The sequence below is a fragment of the Saccharothrix obliqua genome, assembly GCF_019375475.1.
GTDB lineage: Bacteria > Actinomycetota > Actinomycetes > Mycobacteriales > Pseudonocardiaceae > Actinosynnema > Actinosynnema obliqua.
Window position 1 is genome coordinate 272,899 of sequence record NZ_JAHXGQ010000010.1, and the last position, 24,356, is coordinate 297,254.

At 72.7% G+C, this 24,356-nt stretch carries 23 protein-coding genes; 7 read left to right on the plus strand and 16 right to left on the minus strand.

Features of this window, described 5'->3' with window-relative positions; all coding sequences use genetic code 11:
* Window positions 1–27 precede the first annotated feature (27 nt).
* Window positions 28–387 (plus strand): STAS domain-containing protein, encoded by a 360-nt coding sequence (locus KZQ38_RS28490; protein ID WP_219446158.1) that lies wholly within the window; start codon window positions 28–30, stop codon window positions 385–387.
* A gap of 138 nt (window positions 388–525) precedes the next feature.
* On the opposite strand, the gene KZQ38_RS28495 is transcribed toward KZQ38_RS28490, so the two are convergent.
* Window positions 526–954, minus strand: coding sequence for a nucleoside deaminase (locus tag KZQ38_RS28495; RefSeq protein WP_219446270.1), 429 nt, complete (start codon window positions 952–954; stop codon window positions 526–528).
* Window positions 955–1,006: 52 nt separating this feature from the next.
* On the minus strand, window positions 1,007–3,619 hold the full coding sequence (locus KZQ38_RS37300) for a CHAT domain-containing tetratricopeptide repeat protein (protein WP_219446159.1): 2,613 nt from the start codon (window positions 3,617–3,619) through the stop codon (window positions 1,007–1,009).
* Window positions 3,620–3,695: 76 nt separating this feature from the next.
* On the opposite strand from KZQ38_RS37300, the gene KZQ38_RS28505 reads away from it, so the two are divergent.
* The 5 genes from KZQ38_RS28505 (at window position 3,696) to KZQ38_RS28525 (ending at window position 9,562) form a co-directional block, all read left to right on the plus strand.
* Window positions 3,696–4,892: a S8 family serine peptidase gene (locus KZQ38_RS28505; protein WP_308258636.1), complete on the plus strand. Its 1,197-nt coding sequence runs from the start codon at window positions 3,696–3,698 to the stop codon at window positions 4,890–4,892.
* 73 nt (window positions 4,893–4,965) lie between these two features.
* Window positions 4,966–5,595: an RNA polymerase sigma factor gene (locus tag KZQ38_RS28510; RefSeq protein ID WP_219446161.1), complete on the plus strand. Its 630-nt coding sequence runs from the start codon at window positions 4,966–4,968 to the stop codon at window positions 5,593–5,595.
* Window positions 5,567–6,025, plus strand: coding sequence for a hypothetical protein (locus KZQ38_RS28515; protein ID WP_219446162.1), 459 nt, complete (start codon window positions 5,567–5,569; stop codon window positions 6,023–6,025). The genes KZQ38_RS28510 and KZQ38_RS28515 overlap by 29 nt, the downstream gene beginning before the upstream one ends.
* A 468-nt stretch (window positions 6,026–6,493) precedes the next feature.
* Complete coding sequence (locus KZQ38_RS28520) at window positions 6,494–7,300, plus strand: SAM-dependent methyltransferase (protein WP_219446163.1); 807 nt, start codon at window positions 6,494–6,496, stop codon at window positions 7,298–7,300.
* Between the two features lie 144 nt (window positions 7,301–7,444).
* Window positions 7,445–9,562, plus strand: coding sequence for a diguanylate cyclase domain-containing protein (locus tag KZQ38_RS28525; RefSeq protein ID WP_308258637.1), 2,118 nt, complete (start codon window positions 7,445–7,447; stop codon window positions 9,560–9,562).
* 36 nt (window positions 9,563–9,598) lie between these two features.
* On the opposite strand, the gene KZQ38_RS28530 is transcribed toward KZQ38_RS28525, so the two are convergent.
* From KZQ38_RS28530 to KZQ38_RS28545, 4 genes are all read right to left on the minus strand, one after another.
* A complete protein-coding gene (locus KZQ38_RS28530) occupies window positions 9,599–10,189 on the minus strand; it encodes a GTP-binding protein (RefSeq protein ID WP_219446171.1) in 591 nt (196 codons plus the stop codon).
* A 38-nt stretch (window positions 10,190–10,227) separates the two neighbouring features.
* A complete protein-coding gene (locus tag KZQ38_RS28535) occupies window positions 10,228–10,650 on the minus strand; it encodes a roadblock/LC7 domain-containing protein (protein WP_219446173.1) in 423 nt (140 codons plus the stop codon).
* The gene (locus KZQ38_RS28540; protein WP_219446175.1) at window positions 10,647–13,718 is read right to left on the minus strand and encodes a sensor histidine kinase; all 3,072 of its coding nucleotides are present in this window, start codon (window positions 13,716–13,718) and stop codon (window positions 10,647–10,649) included. The genes KZQ38_RS28535 and KZQ38_RS28540 overlap by 4 nt, the downstream gene beginning before the upstream one ends.
* A gap of 263 nt (window positions 13,719–13,981) precedes the next feature.
* Window positions 13,982–15,007 (minus strand): ABC transporter substrate-binding protein, encoded by a 1,026-nt coding sequence (locus tag KZQ38_RS28545; protein WP_219446177.1) that lies wholly within the window; start codon window positions 15,005–15,007, stop codon window positions 13,982–13,984.
* Window positions 15,008–15,243: 236 nt separating this feature from the next.
* Between KZQ38_RS28545 and KZQ38_RS28550 the strand changes: the two genes are divergently transcribed.
* Window positions 15,244–16,398: a 4-hydroxybenzoate 3-monooxygenase gene (locus KZQ38_RS28550; RefSeq protein ID WP_308258638.1), complete on the plus strand. Its 1,155-nt coding sequence runs from the start codon at window positions 15,244–15,246 to the stop codon at window positions 16,396–16,398.
* Window positions 16,399–16,467: 69 nt separating this feature from the next.
* On the opposite strand, the gene KZQ38_RS28555 is transcribed toward KZQ38_RS28550, so the two are convergent.
* From KZQ38_RS28555 to xerD, 10 genes are all read right to left on the minus strand, one after another.
* Window positions 16,468–17,352 (minus strand): ABC transporter ATP-binding protein, encoded by an 885-nt coding sequence (locus tag KZQ38_RS28555; protein WP_219446180.1) that lies wholly within the window; start codon window positions 17,350–17,352, stop codon window positions 16,468–16,470.
* Window position 17,353: 1 nt separating this feature from the next.
* Entirely contained in the window at window positions 17,354–18,151 is a 798-nt protein-coding gene (locus tag KZQ38_RS28560) for an ABC transporter permease (RefSeq protein ID WP_219446182.1), read from the minus strand.
* Window positions 18,148–18,915, minus strand: a complete 768-nt coding sequence (locus KZQ38_RS28565) for an ABC transporter permease (protein ID WP_219446184.1) — start codon at window positions 18,913–18,915, stop codon at window positions 18,148–18,150. The genes KZQ38_RS28560 and KZQ38_RS28565 overlap by 4 nt, the downstream gene beginning before the upstream one ends.
* A gap of 516 nt (window positions 18,916–19,431) precedes the next feature.
* A complete protein-coding gene (locus KZQ38_RS28570; RefSeq protein ID WP_219446185.1) occupies window positions 19,432–20,172 on the minus strand; it encodes a pseudouridine synthase in 741 nt (246 codons plus the stop codon).
* Window positions 20,165–20,812 carry an SMC-Scp complex subunit ScpB gene (gene scpB, locus KZQ38_RS28575; protein ID WP_372452294.1) on the minus strand — a complete coding sequence of 216 codons (648 nt, stop codon included), beginning with the start codon at window positions 20,810–20,812 and terminating at the stop codon, window positions 20,165–20,167. Before scpB ends, KZQ38_RS28570 begins: the two co-directional genes overlap by 8 nt.
* Window positions 20,746–21,612, minus strand: coding sequence for a segregation and condensation protein A (locus tag KZQ38_RS28580; protein ID WP_219446187.1), 867 nt, complete (start codon window positions 21,610–21,612; stop codon window positions 20,746–20,748). The genes scpB and KZQ38_RS28580 overlap by 67 nt, the downstream gene beginning before the upstream one ends.
* Window positions 21,609–21,932, minus strand: a complete 324-nt coding sequence (locus tag KZQ38_RS28585) for a hypothetical protein (RefSeq protein ID WP_219446188.1) — start codon at window positions 21,930–21,932, stop codon at window positions 21,609–21,611. Before KZQ38_RS28585 ends, KZQ38_RS28580 begins: the two co-directional genes overlap by 4 nt.
* On the minus strand, window positions 21,929–22,906 hold the full coding sequence (locus tag KZQ38_RS28590; protein ID WP_219446189.1) for a ParA family protein: 978 nt from the start codon (window positions 22,904–22,906) through the stop codon (window positions 21,929–21,931). Before KZQ38_RS28590 ends, KZQ38_RS28585 begins: the two co-directional genes overlap by 4 nt.
* Before the next feature lie 94 nt (window positions 22,907–23,000).
* Entirely contained in the window at window positions 23,001–23,321 is a 321-nt protein-coding gene (locus KZQ38_RS28595; RefSeq protein WP_219446191.1) for an ArsR/SmtB family transcription factor, read from the minus strand.
* Between the two features lie 118 nt (window positions 23,322–23,439).
* A complete protein-coding gene (gene xerD / locus KZQ38_RS28600; protein WP_219446193.1) occupies window positions 23,440–24,342 on the minus strand; it encodes a site-specific tyrosine recombinase XerD in 903 nt (300 codons plus the stop codon).
* Between the last annotated feature and the right edge of the window lie 14 nt (window positions 24,343–24,356).

Sequence of the window (24,356 nt, forward strand, 5' to 3'; positions counted from 1 at the left end):
CGGTGCGCGATGAGAGAGGAGACGGGCGTGCCAGAACCCGCGGCAGCGCTGGCGTCCGTGCGCGTGGACCGGCCATCGGAGGGGGTGGTGGTGCTGCACGTGTCCGGTGAGCTGGACGCGAGCAGCGCCGAGGAACTGGCCAAGCCGTTGCGGACCGCCCTGGTCGACGGGGTCCTCGGGGTCGTGGTGGACCTCGACGGGGTCCGGTTCCTCGGCTCGGCGGGCCTGGAGGCGCTCGTCACCGGGAGCAAGCGGGCCGGTGAACTCGGGGTACCGCTGGTGCTGGTCGCCGCCGGGCGCGCGGTGCTGCGCCCGATCGAGGCGACCGGGCTCAGCGCGGTGTTCACCGTGGTGCCCACCCTGGACGAAGCCCTCACCCGCGTGTAGGGCCACCGCACCGCCTCCGACCCACCCCCGGAGGCGGTGCGGCGACACCGCCCCGGCACAGCGGCGGTGCGCCGACGCGCGCCCCGGGTCCTCGGGGCGCGGCGCGGTCCCGCCGGCCGTGCGGCCCGCGGTGGTGGGTCAGTTCCGGCCGATGTCCTCGGACCACAGGTCCGGGTGGGCGGTGGTGAAGGCGGCCATCATCCGCGCGCAGCCGTCGTCGTCCAGCAGCTCGATCGCCACGCCGTGCTCGGCCAGCCAGTCCTGGCCGCCGCGGAACGTGCGGGCTTCGCCGACCACCACGCGCGGGATGCCGAACTGGCGGACCAGGCCGCTGCAATACCAGCACGGCGACAGGGTCGTCACCAGCACGGTGTCCCGGTAGGTGCGCCGCCTGCCCGCCGCGCGGAACGCCGCGGTCTCGGCGTGCGCGGAGGCGTCGCCGTCCTGCACGCGCCGGTTGTGCCCGCGCCCGAGCAGCACGCCGTCGGCGGTGAACAACGCGGCCCCGATCGGGATGCCGCCGGCCGCCGACCCCAGCCGGGCTTCCTCGACCGCGACGGCGAGCATGGCTCGTGCGTCCACCGGCACACCTCCCGCCGCGCACCCTACCCGCGTGGCGTCACGCGCCGAAGCACAGGAAACCCGCACTGGCCGCGAACTCCACGTCGCCGCGACCCGCGTGGGCGGACTGCGCGCAGGCCAGTGCCGCCGCGGGCGAGCGGCCCGCGCCGAGCCCGCGGTGCAGCTCCACCATCAACGCCGTGGTGGCCTCGGCGGGCACCGGCACGACCGGCGCGACCAGGGTCCGCGTGCCCAGGCCCAGCAACGCCGCCGTGAAACCCATCAGCTCGTCACCCGGCCGCACCGCCGACCGGCCCGAGTCGCACGCCGACAGCACCACCCGCTCCGGCGGCGTGCGCAGCCGCTCCAGGTCGTACACGGTCAGCGGACCGTCGGCCAGTTCCAACGCCGAGAACAACGGGTTGTCCGCCCGGAACGTCCCGTGCGCCGCGACGTGCGCGAGCGGCGCGCCGTCCATCGCGGACGCCACCGCGTCCACCGTCGCCGCACCACCGACCAGGACCGACGCGCCGCCCGCGAGCCGGTCGACGGCGGCGATCTCGGTGGGCGCCGCGGGCAGCCGCGGCCCGGCCGCGAGCACCGCCCGGCCGTGCGCCGGCCGCGTGGACGACATCGCGCGCAACCACACCGCCGCGGACGGCGTGACCGACACCGAACGGCCCCGGCACGCGGGCAGCACCGACCACGGCAGACCACCCAGCACACCGGTCGGCGCGAGCACCAGCGGCCGGTCGCCCAGCCTGCGCCGCAGCGGACCGAGCAACCCGTCGTCCAGCCGCGCCGCCGCGTGCTCCGCGCCCGACCGCGCCGCCGACCGGTCCACGTGCTCGGGCAGCGTCACCAGGCGGTGCAACGCGAACCGCAGCAACCGCAGCTCCCGCACGACGGCCGCCGCCGGGCCCAGCCGGTGCAGGCTCGCCCGGCCGCCCGCCACCACCACGGCGAGCAACGCGCCCTCCAGGTCGACGTACTCCACCAGCGCCGCTTCACCCAGCACGCGCACCAGGTCGCGCACCGCGGGCACCCGGCCCACCGCGCCGCCGCCGCTGGTCCGCCGGGTCAGCTCGCGCACCCGCTGCTCGCCGCGCCGCTGCCGCTGCCGCAACGCCGCGACGGGTCTGCCCGCCAGCAGCGCGGCGTCGATGTCCGCGGTCACCGCCCGCAACTCGGCCAGCGCCGCCGCGAGCCCCGAGTCCTCCGGCGGCCGGGCGGGCGTCATCCGCAACGCGCCCGCACGCCAGCTCTCCGCCCAGCCGAGCACCCGCCCGGCGTGCCCGCTCGCGACCGCCGACCGCAACCCCTCCGACGCGAGCGCCGCGCCCCGCGCGCCGGACAACGCCCGCAACTCCGCCGCTCCCAGCGAAACCCGGTACTCGTCCAGCAGGCGCAGGCCCCGGCGCAACGCGCGGCGCGCGCCACGCGCGTCACCCGCCAGGTCCCGCCGCAACGCCTCGGCGTACCAGCCCTGCACGCGGTGCGCCGCCGGACCGCCGCGCCGCGCCGCGCCCGCCGTCGTCAGCTCCGCCAGCGCCCGCCGCCGGTCGCCGAGTTCGCGGGCGATCAACGCGGCGTCCACCCGCGCCTCCAGGGCCGCCATCCGCCAGCCCAGTTCGTCCAGCCTGGACGCCACCCGCGCCATCGCCGCGCACAGCCGCCGAGACCGCGTGCCGCCGAGGTACGCGGCACGCAGCTCCACGTGCCGCGCGCCGACCTCCCACACCTCGCGCTTCTCGCGGCGGAAACCCTTGCGCGCCAACACCGCCATCCGCACCGCCAGGTCCAGGTCGCCCTCCGCCAACGCGATCCGCGCCCGGTAGAACACCGCCTCGGAGCGCGCCAGCGCCAAGTCGTCGCCCAGTTCCGCCAGCGCCCGGTCCGCCGCCGCGCGCGCCTCCTCCAGCAGCGGCACGGAAACCAGCAGCTCCAACCGGTTCACCAGCAGCGCCGGGCGTGGCACGGCCAGCCGCCGGTACTCCCGCTCCGCCTCCGCGAACCGGGTCAGCGCACGCGGCACGTCGCCCGCGCGGGACGCCGAGATGCCCGCGTTCCACCGGACGTCGGCGACGGCCAGCTCCTGGTCCAGCTCCCGGTACAACGCGGCGGCCCGGTCGAAGTCCTCGTCGGCCGCGCGCAGGCCGCCGGTGTACGCGCTGAGCAGGCCCCGGTTGTTGCGGGCCCGCGCCTCGCCCAGCCGGTCGCCCGCGCGGCGGGCCGCCTCGACCGCCCAGTTGTACTCGCGCCGCGCCTCGTCGTACCGGCACAGGTAGTGCAGCACCAACCCGCGCTGCATCCGGGCGTTGTCCGCGTCCACCCCGCGCAACAGCGGCAGCGCCGCGTTCACCGCGCGCAACGCCTGCGCGTGCCGCCCGGTGTTGGACAGCACGAACGCGAGGCTCACCCGGGCCAGCGCCGCCGACCGCGCCGCACCCGCGCGTTCGGCTATCCGCACCGCGCGCCGCAAGTGCCGGAGCGCGCCGTCGAAGTCGTGCAACTCCCGCAGCGACAACCCGATCGCCCGCTCGGCGGCCGACGCCTCCGCCACGTCGCCCGCCGCCCGCGCGGCGCCCAGCGCCGAACGGCCCAGTGCGATCGCCGCGTGCGGGTCCCGTTGCCGGGCGGCCAGCGCTGCGGCGGCGGAAACCACGGCCACGGAACGACATTATTACCACGGGCGCTGTGATAGCTTGATCCGGTTCTGCACCCTTCGACGTCGCTGCGAGGCCGTGGTGTCCGAACCGCGCGAGGAGTTGTACCGGAAGGCGTTCGACGCGGCGATCCGGGCGCACCAGGACTTCCGCCTCCACCCGGAGCCGGGTCGCGAGTTCCTGTTCGTCGCGCGGGAACTGCTGACCACGCCCGAGGACGTGCTCCGGGTTTCCCGCAAGCTCAGCCAGAACCACGTCGTCAACGAGCGCGGCCGGGACTTCGCGGGCGTCGCCCGCCTGGTGCTGCCGCGCAACCCCGACGACGTGCCGGCGATCGTGCGGCTGCTGCGCGATCCCCGGCAGTGGCCCGGCGAGCGGGTGCCGTTCGTGCAGCCGCACCACGTCGTCGTCGGCCACGGCGGCAACATGCACGGCCACCCGGGTCAACCGCCGCACGTCGGCCAGCCGCTGCCCGACCCGCCCGCGGGTTCCGAGAGCCGGGGCCGGGGCGTCGTGGTGGGCGTGGTGGACACCGGCATCTCCCGGACCGCCGCCACCGACCACCCGCGCTGGCTGGGCGGCGCGTTCCTGGCGCGGACCGACGAGGTCGACGCCGCCTACGCGTACGACGACGTGTTCGCCGTGGAAGGCGGGCACGGCACGTTCGTCGCGGGCGTCGTGCGCCAGGCCGCGCCGGGCGTCCGGGTCGACCCGGAGAAGGCGCTCGACCCGACCGGCCTGGGCACCGAGGAGGACCTGGCGCGGGCGTTGACGTCGTTCGACGAGCGCGTGCACGTCGTCAACGTCTCGCTCGGCTGCTTCACCCAGGACGACGTGGCGTCCGAACCGGTCCGGCGCGCGCTCCAGAAGCTGCCCGCGGGCGTGGTCGTCGTCGCTTCGGCGGGCAACCAGGGCACCACGCGCCCGTCGTGGCCCGCCGCCCTGCCCGGCGTGGTGGGTGTCGCGGCGGTCGCGCGGGAACGCGACGGCAGCCAGGCGCCCGCGTGCTACTCCAACCACGGGCACTGGGTGGACGCCTGCGCGGTCGGCAACCGGACGAGCACCTACCTGCGTGGTCGGTGGGTGCTGCCCGGCGACTCGCGGGTCGACGTGTACGACCGGTTCGCCTACTGGCTCGGCACGTCGTTCGCCGCGCCGCACGTGGCGGGCCGCATCGCGGAAACCATGACCACGCACGGTCTTTCCGCGACGGCCGCCCGCGACCAGCTGCTCGCCGGGACCGAGTTCTTCCCCGGTTACGGCACGTTGGTGGAGTAACCCGTATCCACCGGGGCCGTGCGTGCTCCGTAGGGTGTGGGAACGACCGGGAGACCTGAGCCCAGGAGTGGCCGTGACCCCTGCATCACCCATAGCCGCCCTGGTCGGGGCGGCGGCGCGGGGCGACCAGCGGGCCTGGAACGAGATCGTGGCGCGGTACGCGCCGCTGGTGCTGGCCGTCGTCCACCGGCACCGGTTGCGGCCCGCGGACGCCGCCGACGTGAACCAGACGCTGTGGCTGCGCCTGGTCGAGCGGATCGACGGGCTCCGCGACCCCGAGGCGCTGCCCGGTTGGATCGCCACGACCACCCGCAACGAGTGCCTGCGGGTGTTGCGCGCGCAGCGGCGGACCCAGCCGTACGACCCGCTGTCCGACGACGAGCCGGCGAGCCCGGTCGACGCGGTGGCCGACCTCGACGAGGAGATGGAGGCGGCCCAACGCAGGCAGGCGTTGCGGGACGGGTTCCGGCTGCTGTCCGAGCAGTGCCGCCGGTTGCTGGCGGAGCTGATGGCCGACCCGCCGCCGAGCTACGCGGCGGTCGGCAGCCGGTTGGCCATGCCGGTCGGCAGCATCGGACCGACCCGCGTCCGGTGCCTGGACAAGCTCCGCCGGACACCCGCGGTGCTGAGGTTGGTCGAGCCGGGGCGTCCCGGCGCGGGAGGAGGTGTGCTCGGTGAGCGATCCGGCGTGGGAGAGCGATGAGGTGCTGCTCGGTGACCTGGCCGAGGCGCTCGCCGAGGCCCGCGACGTGCCGCCGGAGTTCCTGGAGGCGGCGCGTGGTGCGTTCGCGTGGCGTGCGGTGGACGCCGAGCTGCTGCTGATCACCAGCTACGACTCGGTGCTGGACGTCGGGTTGGCGGGCCGGGCCCGTGCCGCGTTGCCGGCGCGGCAGCTCGTGTTCGAGGCGGAGGGTTGTTCGGTGCAGGTGGAGGTGACCACGGCCGGTGTGACGGGACAGGTCGTGCCCACCCGGCGGGGTTCGGTCGCCCTGGTCACGCCGCGCGGGCCGGTGGAGGAGACCGAGCTGGACGAACTCGGCAGCTTCCTCCTCGGCCCACCGCCCGCGGGCCCCGTGCGCCTGCACGTCCGGATCGGCGGCACCACCGCCGTCACCGAGTGGATGACCGTCTAGACCAGGACCTCGCGAAGGCACCACCCCCGGCCGCTATCTATCAGGGAGCCTGCCTGATAGATAGCCGGTGGTATCTATCAGGCAGGCTCCCTGAAAGTTTCCGCCGGCCCTCCCGGGCAGCCTCCCCACAGCCGCCACCGGCTAACTATCAGGCAACCTCCCTGAAAGATCCGCGGCCCTCCGGGGCAGCCTCTTGACAGAACCCGCCGGCTATCTATCAGGCAGGCTTCCTGAAAGATCCCGCCAGCCCTTCTATCAGGCAGGCTGCCTGAAAGTTTCGCCGGCTATCTTTCAGGGAGCCTGCCTGATAGATCCACCGGCTAACTATCAGGCAGGCTCCCTGAAAGTTTCCGGCGCAACCTGCCCGCCGACCGCGCCACGTGTGGGTGAACCATGCCGTTTCAGCCGGGGGTGGCGGTCGCCGTGCCATTACGGTGGTCGCGAACTTTCCAGCGTGTGAGGTGCGTGGTGGCCGAACGACTCGGCTGGGCCCCGGACAGCGTTGACGTCGCGTCGCCCAGCTCCGCCCGGATCTACGACTACCTGCTCGGCGGCGGGCACAACTTCGCCGCCGACCGGGCGGTCGCGGAGGACTTGGCCCGGGTGCTGCCGGTGCGGCAGATGGCCCGGTTGAACCGGTCCTACCTGCGACGGGCCGTGCAGGCCCTGGTCGCGGAGGGGATCACCCAGTTCCTGGACCTGGGCTCGGGCATCCCGACCGTGGGCAACGTGCACGAGGTCGCCCAGGAGGCGGACCCGGCGTGCCGGGTGGTGTACGTGGACGTGGAGCCGGTGGCCGTGACCCATGCCGGGCTGCTGCTCGCGGCGAACCGGGGCGCGGGTGCGGTGCAGGCCGACCTGCGCGACCCGGAGGCCGTGCTGGACGCGCCGGAGACCCGGCGGCTGCTCGACCTCGACCGGCCGATCGGGCTGCTCGCGGTGGGCGTGCTCCAGTTCGTGCCGGACGAGGACGACCCGTGGGACGTGCTGGCCCGCTACCGGGACGCGCTCGCGCCCGGCAGCCACCTGGCGCTGTCGCACTTCACACCGGACCGGATGCCGCGGGCGATGGCGGCGGGCGCGGACATCTTCCGCGGCACCGCCGAGCCGATCACCCCGCGCACGCGGGAGCAGGTGCTGGCGATGATGGACGGCTTCGAGCTGATCCCGCCGGGTCTGGTGTTCACGCCGGAGTGGCGGCCCGAGTCGCCGGAGGACGTGCCGTCCGACCCGGGTCGCGCGAACCTGTACGCGGCGGTCGGCCGCAAGCCTTGACGCGGGGGGCGCGCGGTCCGCAAGATTTGCGGACTGATCTTTACGCGCGACCTCCCCGCCATGACAGATTCGACACGAGCAGAGCCGGCCCCGGGCAGACGCCCCGAGGCGGATGACCCACGGCCGCACCCGGTGGACGGGTGGGTGCGCGCGCTGGTCGACAGCACGCGCACCCCGCCGGAGCGGACGGAGCTGCGCGCTCGGCTGACCAGGCATTGGGAGGTGTTGTGCGCCCTGTTGGGCGCTCCGAGACCGCCGGACCCGGTGCTGCCGAACGCGGTACCGCCGGACCCGGTATCGCCCGATGCGGTATCGCCGGATGCGGTGGAGTCGCCGAGCACGACGGGGCTGCCCAACGCGGGGACGTCGCCGGACGCGGCGGGGCTGCCGGGCGCGGCGGGTGAGGTAGGAGCCTGGCTGGTGGCCGCCGGGTTCACCGACCCGGACGCCCTCCGCCGCACGGTGGCGGTACTGGGTGAGGGGTTCGCCGGCGTCGACGCGGCGCGGATGGCGGAGGTGCTGGGCGCCCTCGCGGCCGGCTACGCGGCGGCCACCCGAGACCGGGCCGCCGCCGAACTCGACGAAGCCCGCGCCGCCCACGAGCAGACCGCCGCTGAACTCGACCAGGCTCGCGCCGCCCGAGACCGGGTAGCGGCTGAGCGCGACCAGGCCCGCGCCGCCCGGGAGCAAGCCGCCGCTGAGCGCGACGAAGCGCGGGCTGCCCTGGTGGGGGTGCGGCGGGAACTGCGGGACAGCGAGGCGCGGTTCCAGCAGGTGTTCGCGTCCACCGGGGTCGGCATCGCGGTCTTCGAGCTGGACGGCTCGGTGCGCGAGGTGAACCCCGCCCTGCGGCGGATGCTCGGCGGGGACGACGCCATCCCCGCCCGGTTGTTCGAGTCGGGTGAACTGGCCGCGCTGCGCACCGCGTGGACGTCCTCCGAGCAGGCGGTCGCGCGGGTCGAGCGGCAGTTCACCGGGCCGCTCGGCGACCCGGTGTGGACGAACGCGACGCTCTCCCTGGTGCTCGACGCGGACGGGCGGCCGGCGCAGCGGGTGGCCGTGGTGGAGGACGTCACCGAGCAGCGGGTGCTCCGCGACTACCTGCGGCACCAGGCGTTGCACGACGTGCTGACCGGCCTGCCGAATCGGCAGAGCTTCCTGCCCCGGCTGGAGGAAGCGCTCAACAAACCCGGCTCCATCACGCTGTGCTACCTGGACGTGGACAGCGTGGCGATCGTCAACGACGGCCTCGGCTACGAGGCGGGCGACGAGTTGCTGCGGGTGGTCGCGCGGCGGCTGCGGGACGTCGTGGCGGAAGAAAACGCGACCGTGGCGCGGATCGGCGGCGACGAGTTCGTGGTGCTGATCGAGGACACCCCGGACACGCCGAGCATTTCGGCGCTCGCCGACGCCATCGACCGGGAGCTGTCCGAACCGGTCTACCTGTCCGGCCACGGCGTGGGCGTGTCGGCGGGCATGGGTTTCGTGCGTACCTCCGCCCGCGAGCCGGACGCGATGACCCTGCTGCGCCAGGCGCACTCGACGCTGCGGCGCGCGGAGAGCGGCGGCAAGGGCCAGTGGGGCATCTACGACGCGGGCGAGGACGCGCGGGACCGGACGCGGCTGGCGCTCATCGCCACCATGCCCGGTGCGCTGGAGAACGGCGAGATCGCCATCGACTACCGGCCGCTGGAACCGGCGGGCGGCGGCACGCCGGTGGCGTTCGCGGCCCGGTTGCGCTGGGACGAGGCGGAGTTCGGCGTCGTCGACCACGAGGCGTGCCTGGACTTCGCGGACACACTCGGGTTGAGCGGCCACCTCGGCGAGTGGCTGCTGGAGGAGGCGTGCGCGTTCGCGGCGGCGGAGGGCGTGCCGGTCGCGGTGCGGTTGTCGGCCGACCAGTCGCGGGACCCGGACCTCGCGGCCGTCGTCGCGGACGCGTTGCGGCGGTCGGGTTTGCCGGCGGAGCGGCTGTGGCTGAGCCTGGACTCCGGTTGCCTGGCGAGCGGCCTGGACGTGGTGGAGGACAACCTGACCACGTTGGCGGACATGGGTGTGCGGCGGCTGCTGCACGGCTTCACGTGCGCGTTGCCGGAACTGGCGCTGGTGTCCGCGCAGGCGCTGCACGGCGTGGAACTGGCCGCGACACCGGACGAACCGCCCGCGCGGCAGGCGTTGGCGGCGCTGCTGCCGCTGCTGAAGTCGACCGGCGCGCTGGTCGTCGGCGACGCGCCGGGGACGGACCTCGTCCTGCGGCGGTGAGAACCGGGCGGGCGGCGCCGGGGCGCCGCCCGCGGCTCAGGCGAACGTCGGCTGGCGCATCACGTGCTGCACCAACGTGATCAGCGTCTGCTTGGTCGACTGCCGGTTGCGCGCGTCGCACGGCACGATCGGCACCGACTCGTCGATGGTCAGCGCTTCCCGGATGTCCTCGATCCGGTGGTGCAGCAGGCCGTCGAAGCAGTTCACCCCCACCACGTAGGGCAGTTCGCGGTCCTCGAAGAAGTCGATCGAGGCGAACGCGTCGGACAGCCGCCGGGTGTCCACCAGCACGATCGCGCCGATCGCGCCCTTGACCAGGTCGTCCCACATGAACCAGAACCGGTGCTGGCCGGGTGTGCCGAACAGGTACAGGATCAGCTCCTGGTCCAGCGTCACCCGGCCGAAGTCCATGGCCACCGTGGTGGTCACCTTGTTCGGGGTGTCGGTCAGGTCGTCCACCCCGATGCTGGCCTCCGTCATCACCGCCTCGGTGGTCAACGGGACGATCTCCGACACCGAGCCGACGAACGTGGTCTTACCGACGCCGAACCCGCCCGCGACCACGATCTTGGTCGACATGACCGACGGGCTCGGTGTTCCCGGCTTCCCGGGAGCACCACCACTCATGTTGCTTCCGCTTTCCCTTGTCGTGCCCCGAGGAAGGACTAGCCGCGCATCGCGACGTGCAGCTGCGACCGGATCTCCGGCGTGAGCTGCACGCCCACCCGCTCCACCAGGCGCGTCATCGCGTACCCGATGAGGCCGATGTCGCAGTTGGGCGCGGCCAGCACGGCCAGGCAGGAGCCGTCGCTGATGGACATCAGGAACAGGTAGCCCCGCTCCATCTCCACGACGGTCTGCTTCACGTCACCCGCCTCGAAGCAGCGCGCCGCGCCCAGGTTGAGGCTGACCAGTCCGGACGCGACGGCGGCGAGCTGCTCGGCGCGGTCCAGCGGCAGGCGTTCGGACGAGGCGAGCAGCAGGCCGTCCGCGGAGACGACGATCGCGTGCGCCACGCCCGCGACACGGCTCACGAAGTCGTCGACCAGCCAACTGAAGTTGTCGATGTCCTCGGCTGCGGTGGTCACTTCTGCTCCTCGCTCTGGTTGCCGGGGTTTTCTCCGTCACCGTGCGACAACCCCTCCCACGGCAGGCTGTCGTCGGCGGATTCGCGACCCAGTTGGATGCCCCGCTGGTAGGTGGCGAACCGCTGGCGCAACCGGTCGGCGGAGCGGCGCGGCGGTGCGGCGGTGGCCACCCCCGCCGCACCGGCGGAGTTGCCGTTGGCGGCGGGCGGGTTGGGCGCGTCGGCGCGCGGCGGTGGCGCGCTGAGCGAGCCGGGCATCAAGCGGGCCTTGGGGGTCCGCTTGGGCAGCCCGGCCGTGGTCGTGTCGTCCACAGAGGACTTGAGCACGGAGTTGGCCGCGGTCCAGCCGTCGTCCGAGGGACCCCAGCCGGTGGTGGCCGCGGGCACCGGGGACGGCGCCGGCGAGCGCTTGGGCAGCCCGGCGGCGGTCGGCTCGGGACCGACCCGACCCACCTTGTCCGCACCGCGGGCCGCCGGTCGGTCGGCACGCGGCGCGGGCGACTCCGCCTCGTTGTCGGGCCCGACCAGGTCGATCCGGTCGGCGAACATCGTCTTCTCCGCGGGCGACTCCGGCGGCACGTCGTCGGTGAGTTCGCCGTGCACCGGCGCCTCCGCTCCCTCGCCGCCCTGGAACCAGCGTGACAGCACGTCCTCGTAGATCGGCAGCCGCTGGGTGGACGCGTCGTCCTCGTCCACCTCGACCACGACGGGTGGTGCCTTCGCCGCACCGGGGTAGGAGTAGTCGATCGCGCCGTCCGGTGGCGGCACGGTCTCGTCGACGGTGGCGGTGAACAGGTCCTCGGCGGGAGTCCGCTCGACCTGGAAGTAGTTCGGCCCGTCGTCGGCGGGCGTCGCCACGGTGTGCGGGAACGACGTCGGCGCGGGTTCCGCCGCGCGTGCCGGGCCGGCGAACGACGCGGGCGCCTGGTCCGGCGTCCACTTCGGCACGCCGGCGAGGACCGCGACCCCGCTCTCCTCCGGGCCGGGCTCGGCCTGGACGGGCAGCGCGGGCCGGGGCTGCGCCTGCTCGGGACCGCGGTGCAGCAACGACACCGGCAGCACGACCTGCGCCGTGACACCACCCTCTATGTCGTCGTTGTTGTTCAGCGTCACCCGGATCTCGTGCCGCTTCGCGAGCTGGCCGACCACGTACAGGCCCATCTCGCGGGCCACCGACACGTCGACCTCGGGCGGTTCGGCGAGCTTGGCGTTGGCCTCGATGATGTCCTGCTCCTGCATACCGACACCGCGGTCGTGGATGCGGATGGACACCTCGCCGCGCCGCGTCTCGATAGCCCGCACGGTGACCTTCGTGGACGGCTTGGAGAACGCGGTCGCGTTGTCCAGCAGCTCCGCGATGAGGTGCGCGAGGTCGTTGACCACGCGGCCCTGCACCCGCATCTCGGGCGCGGGCGCGATCTGCACGCGGGCGTACTTCTCCACCTCGGACACGGCCGCGCCGAGCACCTCGGAGATCGGCACCGGCCGGGTGACCCGGCGGTTGACCGTGGTGCCGGAGAGCACCAGCAGGTTCTCGCTGTTGCGGCGCATCTGCGTCGCCAGGTGGTCCAGCTCGAACAACGACGCGAGCTGGTCGGGGTCCTGCTCGTCCTGCTCCAGCCGGTCGATGACGGTGATCTGCCGCTCCACCAGCGCCTGCGAGCGGCGGGACAGGTTGATGAACATGTCGTTGACGTTCGCGCGCAACGCCACCTGCTCGACCGCGAGGCGGATCGCCTCGCGCTGCACGGCGTCGAACGCCCGCGCCACCTGGCCCACCTCCTCGGTGGTGTGGATCGGCACCGGCACCAGCGACTCCTCCGCGGCGCGGCCCGGGTCGCGGTGCGTGCGGATGCGCTTGATCGCCTCCGGCAGCCGGTTGCGCGCCACGTCCATCGCGGACCGGCGCAGCAGGCGCAGCGGCGTCAGCATCGACCGCGCGACGAAAGCCATGAGGGCGAAGGCGATCACCAGCGCCACCGCGACCAGCGCGGCGTCACGCCACGCGGACGCGCTCGCGGCCTCGGCCAGCTCGACCGACGCCCGGTCGGCCTGGCCCTCGATGTCCAGCGCGGCCTTGCGGATGAGGCCCGCGGTTTCCTCGCCGACGCGCATCACCTCGGCGTCCGCGATGGACACCTTGTCGGATTCGGCCTGCTGCACCAGTGAGAGCTGCACCAGCCGGTTGCGGGCGTCCACGGAGCCGCCGGACACGACGTCCGAGTACAGCTGGCGGTTCTCCTGGCTCGCGGTGTTCGCGAAATCGGCGAGCGCCGCGTCCAGCCGCGACTGGGCGGCGCGCAGCGCGTTCTCCTGGCCCGGCGCGAACTCGCCGCGCTTCGCGGCGGACAGGAGGATCGCGTTCTGCTGCGAGAGCTGCTCCTTGGCGCTGTAGAGCGCCTGGTTCGCACCGGCGAGCGGAGTGATGATCTCGTTGCTGAGACTGCTCGAGGTGGCGCGGTGCACCTGTGCCAGCGCGTTGAGCACCTGCGCGTAGGCGCTTGCCACCGAGATGTCGGGGTACTGCGTGGTCTGTGTCGTGTTGCGCAAGGAGGGCAGGCCGTCCAACGCCTGTAACGACTTCTGGAACGACTCGAACACCGCGTCGTCGATGCCCGCCGTGTTCCGGGCGACGTCCCGGTACCGCCCCACTTCCTGGTCGACCTTGCCCGCGCGGGTCAGCAGCTCCGCGGCGTTGTCGGACCGCCCGCCCGCGACGAACCACACGGCGGCGTCGCGCTCCAGTTGCAGCGCGTCGGACACCGCCGCCGCCTGCGCGGATAAGCGGAGTTCCCGTTGCACCTTGCCGAACAGCTCGACCTGCTCGAGCTGCGTGTCGAGCCGCAGACCCGCGAGGGTCAGCGTGCTCAGGGCGGGCACCAGGAGCACCACGGCGAGCTTGCTGCGCAGCCGCCAGTTCCGCAGCCGGAACCGGGAGACACCCCGGTCGGCGGGCCGCACCGTGGTGCCCGTGCCCGGACCCGGATCGGGCGGAACGGCGTCCGCGACCTCTTCGGGCTCGATCCGCTCCGGTTCTCTCCCGGAGGCGTGGTCATCGTGACCGCGCACCGTCAGCACACTCCCCAGCCCCCCAGCCAGTTGACGAACATCCCTACAAACCCGGTGGATCTTGGTGGACAACCACCGTTCGTGATACCGCCGTTCGGCCCAGGAACGCGGTATTTTGCAAATCAACCATTGTCCCGCACCGGTTGAACACGTCGGCTAAACGATCGCTAAGCCTACTCGGTGGGCATTTCCCCCTGCCGCCACCCCACCGGAAGAACACCGCGCTCGGGGGAGCCCGGAGCCGGGCTCCCCCGCGGGCCCGGTCAGCTCCCGCTCGGGCCGAACAACATCGGCTTGACGTCGAACTCCTTCTCCAGCAGGCCGTAGGTCTTCATCAGCGTCGCCACCCGCTGCAAGCGGGTCGCGTCCAGCGTGGTCGGGAACTCGCCGAAGTGGACCAGGCTCGCGGTTTCCTTGTCCACGTTGGCGTACTCGACCAGCAGCGGCTCGACCGTGGGTCGGTCGGCGGCGTCGCGCTGGCCCTTGGCCATGGCGCGCTGGAACGCGGCGACCGTGCCGGGGTTCTCCCGCGCGAACTTGCCGGTCGTGCCGTAGCCCGCGACCGGGATGCCCTCGGTCGGGCCGGACGCGGCGTCCATGACGGTGACCGCGCCGACCGCGCGCTGCGCCTTGCTGATGAACGGCTCGACCATGAACGCGGCGTCGACGGTCTTGTTCTGCACCGCCGCCTGCATGTCGGTGAAGTTGAACTCCTTGAACTTCACCGTGTTCGGGTCGACGTCGTTGGCCTCCAACGTCGCCTTCGCGGTCAGCTCGGCGATGTTCCCGAACGTGTTGATCGCGATCGTCCTGCCCGCCAGGTCCCTCGGCGACTTGATCTCCGAGTCGGAGCTGGTGAGGATCAGGAACATCTCGGACTTGGCCTGGTAGCCGTCGCTGATCAGCTTCAGGCCCTCGACGGAGCGGGCGGCGTCGTTGGCCTCGGCGGCGAAGAACGACACCCAGTTGCCGAACGTGATGTCGATGTCGCCGCTGATCAGGGCGGGGATGGCCGCGGCGCCACCCCGGATCGAGACCGCCTCGACGTCGAGGCCCTCCTCCTTGAAGTATCCCTTCTTGATCGCGACGTGGACCGACGCGACGTCGAGGATCGGGAGCAGTCCCAGTTTGATCCTGCTCTTCTCGACCTTGCCCGGCGAGGCGCCGGCGTCGGCGGACTTCTCCTCGGAACCGCCGAGCAGACCGCAGCCGGAGACCACGGCGAGCATCGCGAGCGCGGACAGTCCACCGACGATCTTTCTTGCCGAGAGGCCGACTCTACGAGTCATGGGGGACATCTCCTGTTGGAGTGGCGACATTGCGGGGGCAGGATGCACGGGCGACGGAGGGTCGGGGCGGAACCACTCAAAGTGACTTCGGGCGGTTCGGCAAGACCCCGGTCGACCGACACTCGAAGGCTGATCCACTACCTTCGGTGAGCATCTTTGCACAGGCTGTCCAGAGGTTGGGGTACGCGGTGAGCGATCTTGTTGGGGAATGGGCCGTACAGAGCAACCGGCGCCCGGTGGGCATCGTGGGCGCGGGACCGGCCGGCCTGACGTTGGGGAACCTGTTGCGACAGGCGGGAATCCCTTGTGTGGTACTGGAACGCGGGACACGGGAGCACATCGAGACACGGCCCAGGGCGGGCGTCATCGAGCACCGCGCGGTGCAGATGCTGACGCGGCACGGGTTGGCGGACCGGTTGCTCCGGGAGGCGGATCGGCACGGGGTGTGCGAGTTCCGCGTGGAGGGGCGCGCGCACGAGGTGGACTACTCGTCGCTCTACGACGGACAGACGCACTACGTGTACCCCCAACAGGAGGTGGTGAAGGACCTCGTTCGGGCGTACGTGAACAGCGGCGGCGACATCCGGTTCGGCGTCGCGGACGTTGCGCTGCACGGCATCCGGAGTGCGGAGCCGGCGCTCACGTGGACTTCCGCCGACGGCCGGGAGGAGCGGCTGGACTGCTCGTTCATCGCGGGCGCGGACGGCTTCCACGGCGTGACGCGGCGCAGCATCCCGGCGGGCGCGATCCAGGAGTTCTCGCACCAGCACGGGATCGAGTGGCTGTCGGTGCTGGCCGAGGCGCCGCCGTCCACGCACAAGGTGATCTACGCGTTGCACCCGGACGGCTTCGCGGGCCACATGCTGCGCAGCGCAACGGTTTCCCGCTACTACCTCCAGGTCCCGGTGGAGGACACCGTGGAGAACTGGCCGGACGAGCGGGTGTGGGCGGAGCTGCGCAAGCGGCTCGCGCTGCGTGATTCCGACTGGACGCTCACCGAGGGCCCGATCATCGAGAAGCGCATCCTGGACATGCGCAGCCACGTCGTGGAACCCATGAACCACGGCAACCTCTACCTGCTCGGCGACGCCGCGCACATCATCACGCCGGTGGGCGCCAAGGGCATGAACCTCGCCCTGCACGACGCGGAGGTCCTCGCCGAGGCGTTGACCGCGTACCACCGGGCGGGCGACGAGACGGGGTTGGCGGCCTACTCGGAGACGTGCCTGCGCCGCGTGTGGCGCGCCCAGGAGTTCTCGCAGTGGATGGTGTTCATGCTCCACCGCTCGCCGGAACCGTTCCTGAGCCGTTTGGGGCAGGCACGCCTCGAACACCTCATCGCGTCCGGCTCGTCCGCCGGGTACTTCGCGCAGAACTACGTCGGTCCCTGAAGGCACGCGGAACGGGCGGTCCGGCCAGGACCGCCCGTTCCGCTTGTCGCGCAAGGGTTCTCCGCGTCCTCAGGAGGTCGCCGCGCGGTCCTCCGCCTCGGCGCGGGACACCTCGGCGCGCTCCGCCTCGGCCCACTTCCGCGCGGACCGCTCGTCGGCCTTGCGGCGGGCCCGCAGCTCCTCGGCGCCCTTGCCGACGTTCAGCAGGCGCGCCACCTCGCCGCGCAGCGCGACGAACGCCTCCGACTCGCGCGTGGCGATCTGCTCCCGCGGCGCGGGCAGGTCGACCCGCAGATCGGCCACCACGGACGCCGGTGAGCCGGAGAGCACCAGGATGCGGTCGCCCAGGTACACGCTCTCGTCGATGTCGTGGGTGACCACCAGGACCGTGGTGTCGTGCTCCTCCTTGACCTTCAGCAGCAGGTCTTCCAGCTCGAACCGGGTCTGCGCGTCCACCGACGCGAACGGCTCGTCCATCAGCAGCAGCGCCGGCCGGTACGCCAGCGCGCGGGCGATCGCCACCCGCTGCTGCATACCGCCGGAGAGCTGCCACGGGTACTTGCGGGCCGCCTTGCCCAACCCGACCAGCTCCAGCACCTCCGCGGCGCGGGCACGGCGCTGCGCGCGCCCCAGCGTCCGCTTCAGCGGGAACTCGACGTTCTTCTGCACCGTCAGCCACGGGAACAGCGAGCGGCTGTAGTCCTGGAACACCACGGCCAGGTCCTCCGGCACGCCGCGCACGGCGTCGCCGTGCAGGGACACCTCGCCCCGCGTGGGCCGGATCAGACCGGAGATGGTGCGCAGCAGCGTGGACTTGCCGCAGCCGGACGGGCCGACGACGCAGACCAGCTCACCCGCGCCGACTTCGAACGAGAGGTCGGCGATGGCGGTGTGGGCACCGTCCTTCGCCTGGTAGGTGTGGCCGAGTTCGGCCACGGACAGCATCGCGGTCATGTCAATCCTCCACCGTCGCGGGGGTGCGCTCCCGCTTCGGCTGCCACGACAGGGCGCGGCGCTCGAAGGCCAGGAGCACGGTGTTGAGGGCGTAGCCGAGGATTCCCAAGAGGACGATCCCGGCCCACATGTCGGGGAAGTCGAACTCCCGCTGTGCCACGAGGAGTTGCGACCCGATCCCGTTGTCGGTGCCGACCAGTTCGGAGACGACCATGAGCACCAGGGACAGCGACAGGCTGACCCGGAGTCCGGCGAAGATCTTCGGTGCGGCGGCCGGCAGGACGACACCGAGGACCCACTGCGCCTTGGGGATGCGGAACACCGCCGAGGTCTCGTACTTGGTCGTGTCGACGGAGCGGGCGCCGTCGACGCTGTTGAGCAGGATCGGCCACAGCACGCCGAAGACGATCGTGGCGAGCTGCATCTGCGTGCCGACGTTGAACACCAGCAGGAACACCGGCACCAGGGCCGGCGGTGGCACCGACCGCAGGAAGGTCAGCACCGGTCCGGCGTACTGCATGGCCGTCGCGGAACGGCCGAGCGCCACGCCGATCGCGACGCCGATCACCGCGGCGATGGCCCAGCCGCCGAGCAGCCGGCCGATGCTCGGCAGCACGTGCTGGAACACCGCGTCGGACAGGTAGAGCTGGTCGACCGGCCCGGACAGCCAGAGCCCCCGGGCGGCGTCGGCGATCACCGTGGGGCGCGGGAAGAACGGGTCGTCGGCGAACCACGTGCCCAGCTCCCACGCCACGACCAGGCCCGCGAACACGAGCCAGCGCTGTGCGAACCGGTTCACGGGCGGCCTCCGGTGGCCGAACTCCACGCGACCCAGCGCCGCTGCGCGCGTTCCAGGCCCTCGTTGACGAGGAACCCGATGACGCCCGCGACCACGGTCCCGGCGAGGACCAGGTCCATGCGGCCGACGCCGCTGTGCGAGTCCATGATGAACTGCCCGAGCCCGCGCGAGCCGCCGGCCAGCAGCTCGACGCTGACCAGCACGACCAGGCACGTCGTGGCGGCCAGCCGGACACCGGTGAGGACGAACGGCAGCGCGCTGGGCAGCGCCACCGAGAACAGCACCCGCACCCGCCCGGTGCCGAACACCCGGGCCGTCTCCACGAGCAGCGGGTCCAGCTCGTCGAGCGCGTAGATGGTGTTGAACAGGATCGGCCACACCGCCGCGTACACGGCGAGCGTGATCTTCATTTCCGGGCCGATGCCCAGCAGGAGGATCGCGAGCGGGATCAACGCCACCGACGGGATGGGCCGCAGGAACTCGACCACGGCGCGCGTCGCGTGCCGCACGGCCGGGACGCTGCCCAGGACGAGTCCCAAGGGGACGGCGATGCCGGTGGACAGTCCGACCGCGATCAGCAGCGCGAGCACGGTCGCGATGACGTCGCGTAAGAACGCCTCGTCACCCAGGAGCCCGACTAACTCGACTCCCACCACGGTGGGTGGTGGCAGATATTCCGCGGGAACCAGCCCGGACCGGCCGAACAGCTCCCAGACGACGAGGAACCCGGCGACACCGAGCAGCCCTCGGGTGAGCGCACGCACGCGCAACGCCTACTTCCAGTTGATCAACCCGAGCCAACGCGGCTCAATCTAGAGAGTCACCCCCCGTCGCGACAATGCGTGCACGAGAAATCACTGTGACGAATGTCCGACGCTCCTGGTGGCGGCATGATCACTCCGCGCAGCGGTCGCGGCGGACGGGGCGGCGACCCCTGGTCCACTGTGGACGGACGTCCGGGAGGTGCGTGGACCGGCGTCGTGCGCTTCGCGACCGGAGCAACGGGGCCGGGCCGGGCGGAGCAGCGCTCGCGGGTCGGATCGGTTGTGCCGACAGGGCCGGGCGCACGCGGAGCGGCACGTCCCGGCGGAGCAGCGGGTGTCGCCGAACGGCCGACAGCCGCGCTCACGGGAGAAGGCGAACGGCGGCGGCGCGGAGCAACGGCACCGAGGCCGAACGGCGCAACGGCCCGCCGCGGCACCGGAACGCCGACCGCGGGCCGGGAAAACCCGAACGGCGGAGCGGCGGCGCCACGACCGGCCGCACCGCCGTCCCGGTGCCTACAGGCCGACGGCCTTGTACAGGGAGCCGACTTCCTGGCGGTTGAGGACCCGCATCGAGCCGGGGCGCTGGTTGCCCAGCCGCACCTCGCCGACGGCCGTGCGCACCAGGCTCTCCACCGGGTGGCCGACGGCCTCCAGCAGCCGGCGCACGATGTGCTTGCGGCCCTCGTGGATGACGACCTCCACCAGCGCCCGGCCCGGCGCCGACGAGACCAGCTTGAACGAGTCGACCCGCACCGGGCCGTCCTCCAGCTCGATACCGGCGCGCAGGCGCTTGCCGACGTCCCGCGCGACCGGGCCCGGCACCTCCGCCAGGTACGTCTTCGACACCCCGTACGACGGGTGCATCAGGCGGTGCGCCAGGTCACCGTCGTTGGTGAGCAGCAGCAGCCCCTCGGTCTCGGCGTCCAGCCGGCCGACGTGGAACAGGCGCTCCTTGCGCTGCACGAGGTAGTCGCCGACGCACGGCCGGTGCTGCTCGTCGTGCATCGTGGACAGCACGCCGCGCGGCTTGTTCAGCACGAGCGTGACGACGTCGTCCTTGAGCACCACCCGCACGCCGTCCACGTGCACCACGGCCTTGTCGGGGTCGATGCGGCGGCCCTGCTCGCGGACCACCTCGCCGTCCACCTGGACGCGGCCGAGGTCGATCAGCTCCTCGGCCACCCGTCGTGAGGCGATGCCCGCCTTGGCGAGCACCTTCTGGAGCCGAATCCCTTCGGGTCCCTGGTCAGACATCGTCGATCGCATCCACTTCAGGCAGCAGGGGAGCGATCGGGGGCAGGTCGTCCAGCGACGACAGCCCCAACCGCTCCAGGAACAGTTCGGTCGTGCGGTAGAGGATGCCACCCGTGTCGGCGTCCGTGCCCGTCTCGGCGATGAGACCGCGCGCGACCAGCGTGCGGATCACCCCGTCGACGTTCACCCCGCGCACCGCCGCGATCCGGGCCCGCGTCACGGGCTGCCGGTAGGCGATGACGGCGAGGGTCTCCAGGGCGGCCCTGGTGAGCTTCGCCCGCTGCCCGTCGAGCAGCAGCTTCTCCACGAATGGCGCGAAGCGGTCCCGCGTGTAGAACCGCCAGCCGTCACCGATTCTACGCAGGTCGATCCCGCTGTTCCGCTCGGTGTGACGCGCGGCCAGTTCGTGCAGCGCCCTGGTGACCCGGCGCACCGGCTGCTCGAACACCCCGGCGAGCTGCTTCTCGTCGATCGGCGTGTCCACGACCAGCAGCACCGACTCCAGCGCGCCCGCCAGCTCGGCGTCGTCGGTGAGGTCCGGCAACCCCTCGGCCACCTCGGTACCCGGCTCGGTCACCCGTACTCCTCGTCCTCGTCGCGGGCGTGCGCCGCGGCCTCCGCCACCGTGCCGCCGACCCACGTGACCCGCAACTCGCCCAGCGGGTCGGGCTGGTCGAACGCGAGCGCCTGCTCCCGGTACAGCTCCAGCAGCGCCAGGAACCGCGCCACGACCTCCATCGTCTCCGCGCACCCGGCGACGATCTCGGCGAACGTCATCGTGCCGCGCTCGGCGAGCAGTTCCCGCAGCAGCGCGGCGTGCTCACGCACCGACACCCGGTGCTGGTGGACGTGCGCGGTGGACACGGTGGGCGGCGGCTTGGGGCGGAACACGGCGGCGGCGATCTCGGCGAACCGCCGCGCGTCCACGCCGAGCATCACCTCCGGCAGCAGCCCCTCGAACCGCTCCTCCAACGCCACCGAGCGCGGGTAACGCCGGTACGCGCCCTGCTCCAGCTCCGCGAACAACGCCGCGACCTGCTTGTACGCCCGGTACTGGAGCAGCCGGGCGAACAGCAGGTCCCGCGCCTCCAGCAGCGCCAGGTCCTCCTCGTCCTCCACGTCGCCCGCGGGCAGCAGGCGTGCCGCCTTCAGGTCCAGCAGGGTCGCCGCGATCACCAGGAACTCGGTGGTCTCGTCCAGGTCCCACCGGTCGCCCAGCGCCCGGATGTGGGCGATGAAGTCGTCGGTGACCCGGTGCAGCGCCACCTCCGTCACGTCCAGCGTGTGCTGCGAGATCAACTGGAGCAGCAGGTCGAACGGACCCTCGAAGTTGGTCAGCCGGACCTGGAACCGGCCGTCCGGCGCCGCCGCGCCGCCCTCCCCCTCCGCCGACGCCGGGTCCCCCGCGGGGACGCGGTCGGCCGGTGCGCCACCGCTCACTGCTCGCGCAACCTGCGCACGAGCGACGAGGCGTCGCCGTGCTCCTCCAGGTCGTCCAGCACGATCGCGATGGCCTCGCGCACCACCCGACCCCGGTCCACGGCGAGGCCGTGCTCGCCGCGCAACGCGAGGCGGGCGTGCTCCAGGGCCAGCAGCTCCTCGTCCGACACGTACACGGTGATCTTGGTGGAGTGCTTCTGCCTGCCGGAGCCGCGGCGCGGCGCGGACGGCTCCCCGGCGTGCTCCGGCACGTCGGCGACCGGTGGGGCGGTGCGGCGGAACAGCTCGGCGGCGCCCGGCAGCGAGGGGCGTCGGGTCACCGGGCGATCACCTCGCGCGCCAGCGCGCGGTACGCCTTCGCGCCCGCCGAGCGCGGCGCCCACCGGGTGATCGGCTCGCCGGCGACCGTGGTCTCCGGGAACCGGACGGTGCGGTTGATCACCGTGTCGAACACGACGTCGCCGAACGCCTCGACCACCCGCGCCATCACCTCGCGGGAGTGCAGCGTGCGCGGGTCGAACATGGTGGCGAGGATGCCGGTGATCTCCAGCTTCGGGTTCAACCGCTCCCTGACCTTCTCGATGGTGTCTATCAGCAGCGCCACCCCGCGCAGGCTGAAGAACTCGCACTCCAGCGGGATGAGGACGCCGTCGGCCGCCGCCAGGGCGTTCACCGTGAGCAGGCCGAGCGACGGCTGGCAGTCGACCAGCACGTAGTCGTAGTGGTCGATCACCGGCCGCAGGGTGCGCACGAGGGTGTGCTCGCGCCCCACCTCCGACACGAGCTGGATCTCCGCCGCCGACAGGTCGATGTTGCTCGGCAGGAGGTCCATGCCCTCGACGGGCGTGCGCATGATCACGTCCCGGACGGTCACGTCCCGTTCCATGATCACGTTGTAGATGGTCTGGTCGAGCTGGTGCGGGTGGACGCCGAGGCCCACCGACAACGCGCCCTGCGGGTCGAAGTCGACCAGCAGCACGCGTCGGCCGAACTCGGTCAGCGCCGCGCCCAGGTTGATGGTGGACGTGGTCTTGCCCACCCCGCCCTTCTGGTTGCAGACCGCCAGGATGCGTGCCGGCCCGTGGTGGGCGACCAGCGGCGGGTCCGGCACGTGGCGCAGCGGGCGGCCGGTGGGGCCTATGTCGCCCACCGCCTGCTCGGTGGCGTCGTCGTCGGCGGGCGCGGCGTGCGGCGCGAGGCTCAGCTCGACCGACGCGCGCGGCACACCGGACGTGCGCGTGGGTGGCGGCGGCGGAGGACCCCACGCCTGGCCCGCGTGCTCCGGTGTCGACATCGCCTTCCCGATTCCTAGTCCTCTGCCTGGGCGCAGCCTAGGCACACCGCGCGGCACCGGCAACGCGCCTCGCCGTAGCCGGGGCGAGCGATTCTCACCGCGCGACCGGGGTCCGGTCGGCGGCCTTGAGCACCACGTCGAGCAGGCCCGGGAACAACGCGTCGAGGTCGTCGCGGCGCAGCGACACCCACCGCTGGTTGCCGCACGCCCTGGTCCGGGTGATGCCCGCCTCGCGCAGCACCCGCAGGTGCTGGGACAGGGTGGACTTGGCGACCTCCACGGCCAGCGCGCCGCAGCAGCGCTCCCCGTCGGCCTCGATCTGGAGCACGACGGCGAGCCTGGTCGGGTCGCTCAACGCGTGCAGCACGGCCCCGAGTTCGATGTCGGCGGTGTCCGGTTCGTCGATGTTCGGCACCGGCACGGCTCCTCCAGCTTGTCGCGGGCTTGGGTCCTGCGGCGTCGGCGGTCACCCCCTGGACGTCACCCGGAAGACCGGCGTCCGAGCGGGTGCGCCCACGATACCCGTGGCCGGCTCACGTTCCGCCGGTCGCACGGGGGTGGGCGGTCGCGTACACCTCCCGCAGCGTGTTCACGGTGACCAGGGTGTAGACCTGGGTCGTGGTCACCGAGGCGTGGCCGAGCAGTTCCTGCACCACCCGCACGTCCGCACCGCCCTCCAGCAGGTGCGTCGCGAACGAGTGCCGCAGCGTGTGCGGTGAGACCTCGGCGGTGAGGCCGGCCCGCTCCGCCGCGGTCTTGAGCACCTGCCAGGCGGTCTGCCGGGACAGCCGCCCGCCGCGGGCGTTCAGGAACAGCGCCGGCGTGCCCCGTTTGAGCAGTGTAGGGCGGGCACGCACGAGATAGGCCCCCAACGCGTCCAGCGCCGGCCTGCCCACTGGGACCAGGCGCTGCCGGCCGCCCTTGCCGTCGAGCAGCACCGTCCGGTCGGCGGTGTCCACGTCGTCCACGTCGAGCCCGACCACCTCCGAGATCCGCGCGCCGGTGGAGTACAGCAGCTCCAGCAGCGCCCGGTCGCGCACCGTCGCCGGCGCGTCCAGCAGCTTCAGCACGTCGTCCACCGGCAGCGCCTTCGGCAGGCGGCGCGGCGGGGTCGGCGGGTGCACGGCGCGTGCCGGGTCGTGCGCGGTAAGACCCTCCAGGTGGGCGAACCGGTGCAGGCCGCGCACCGCGACCAGGGTGCGCGCGGCGGAGGACTCGGCGAGCCCCGCCTCCCGCAGGCCCGCCAGGAAGTCGCCGACGACCTGCTCCGTGACCCCGGCCAGGTCGGTCACGTCCCGGCGCGCCAGGTGCTCGGCGTACCGGCGCAGGTCGCGGGCGTAGGAGTCGAGGGTGTTGCGGGACGTGCCGCGCTCCACGGCGAGGTGGTCGAGGAACGCCGTGATCGCGTCCGCCACGGCGTTGCGGGGTGTGATCACGACCAGCAGTCTGC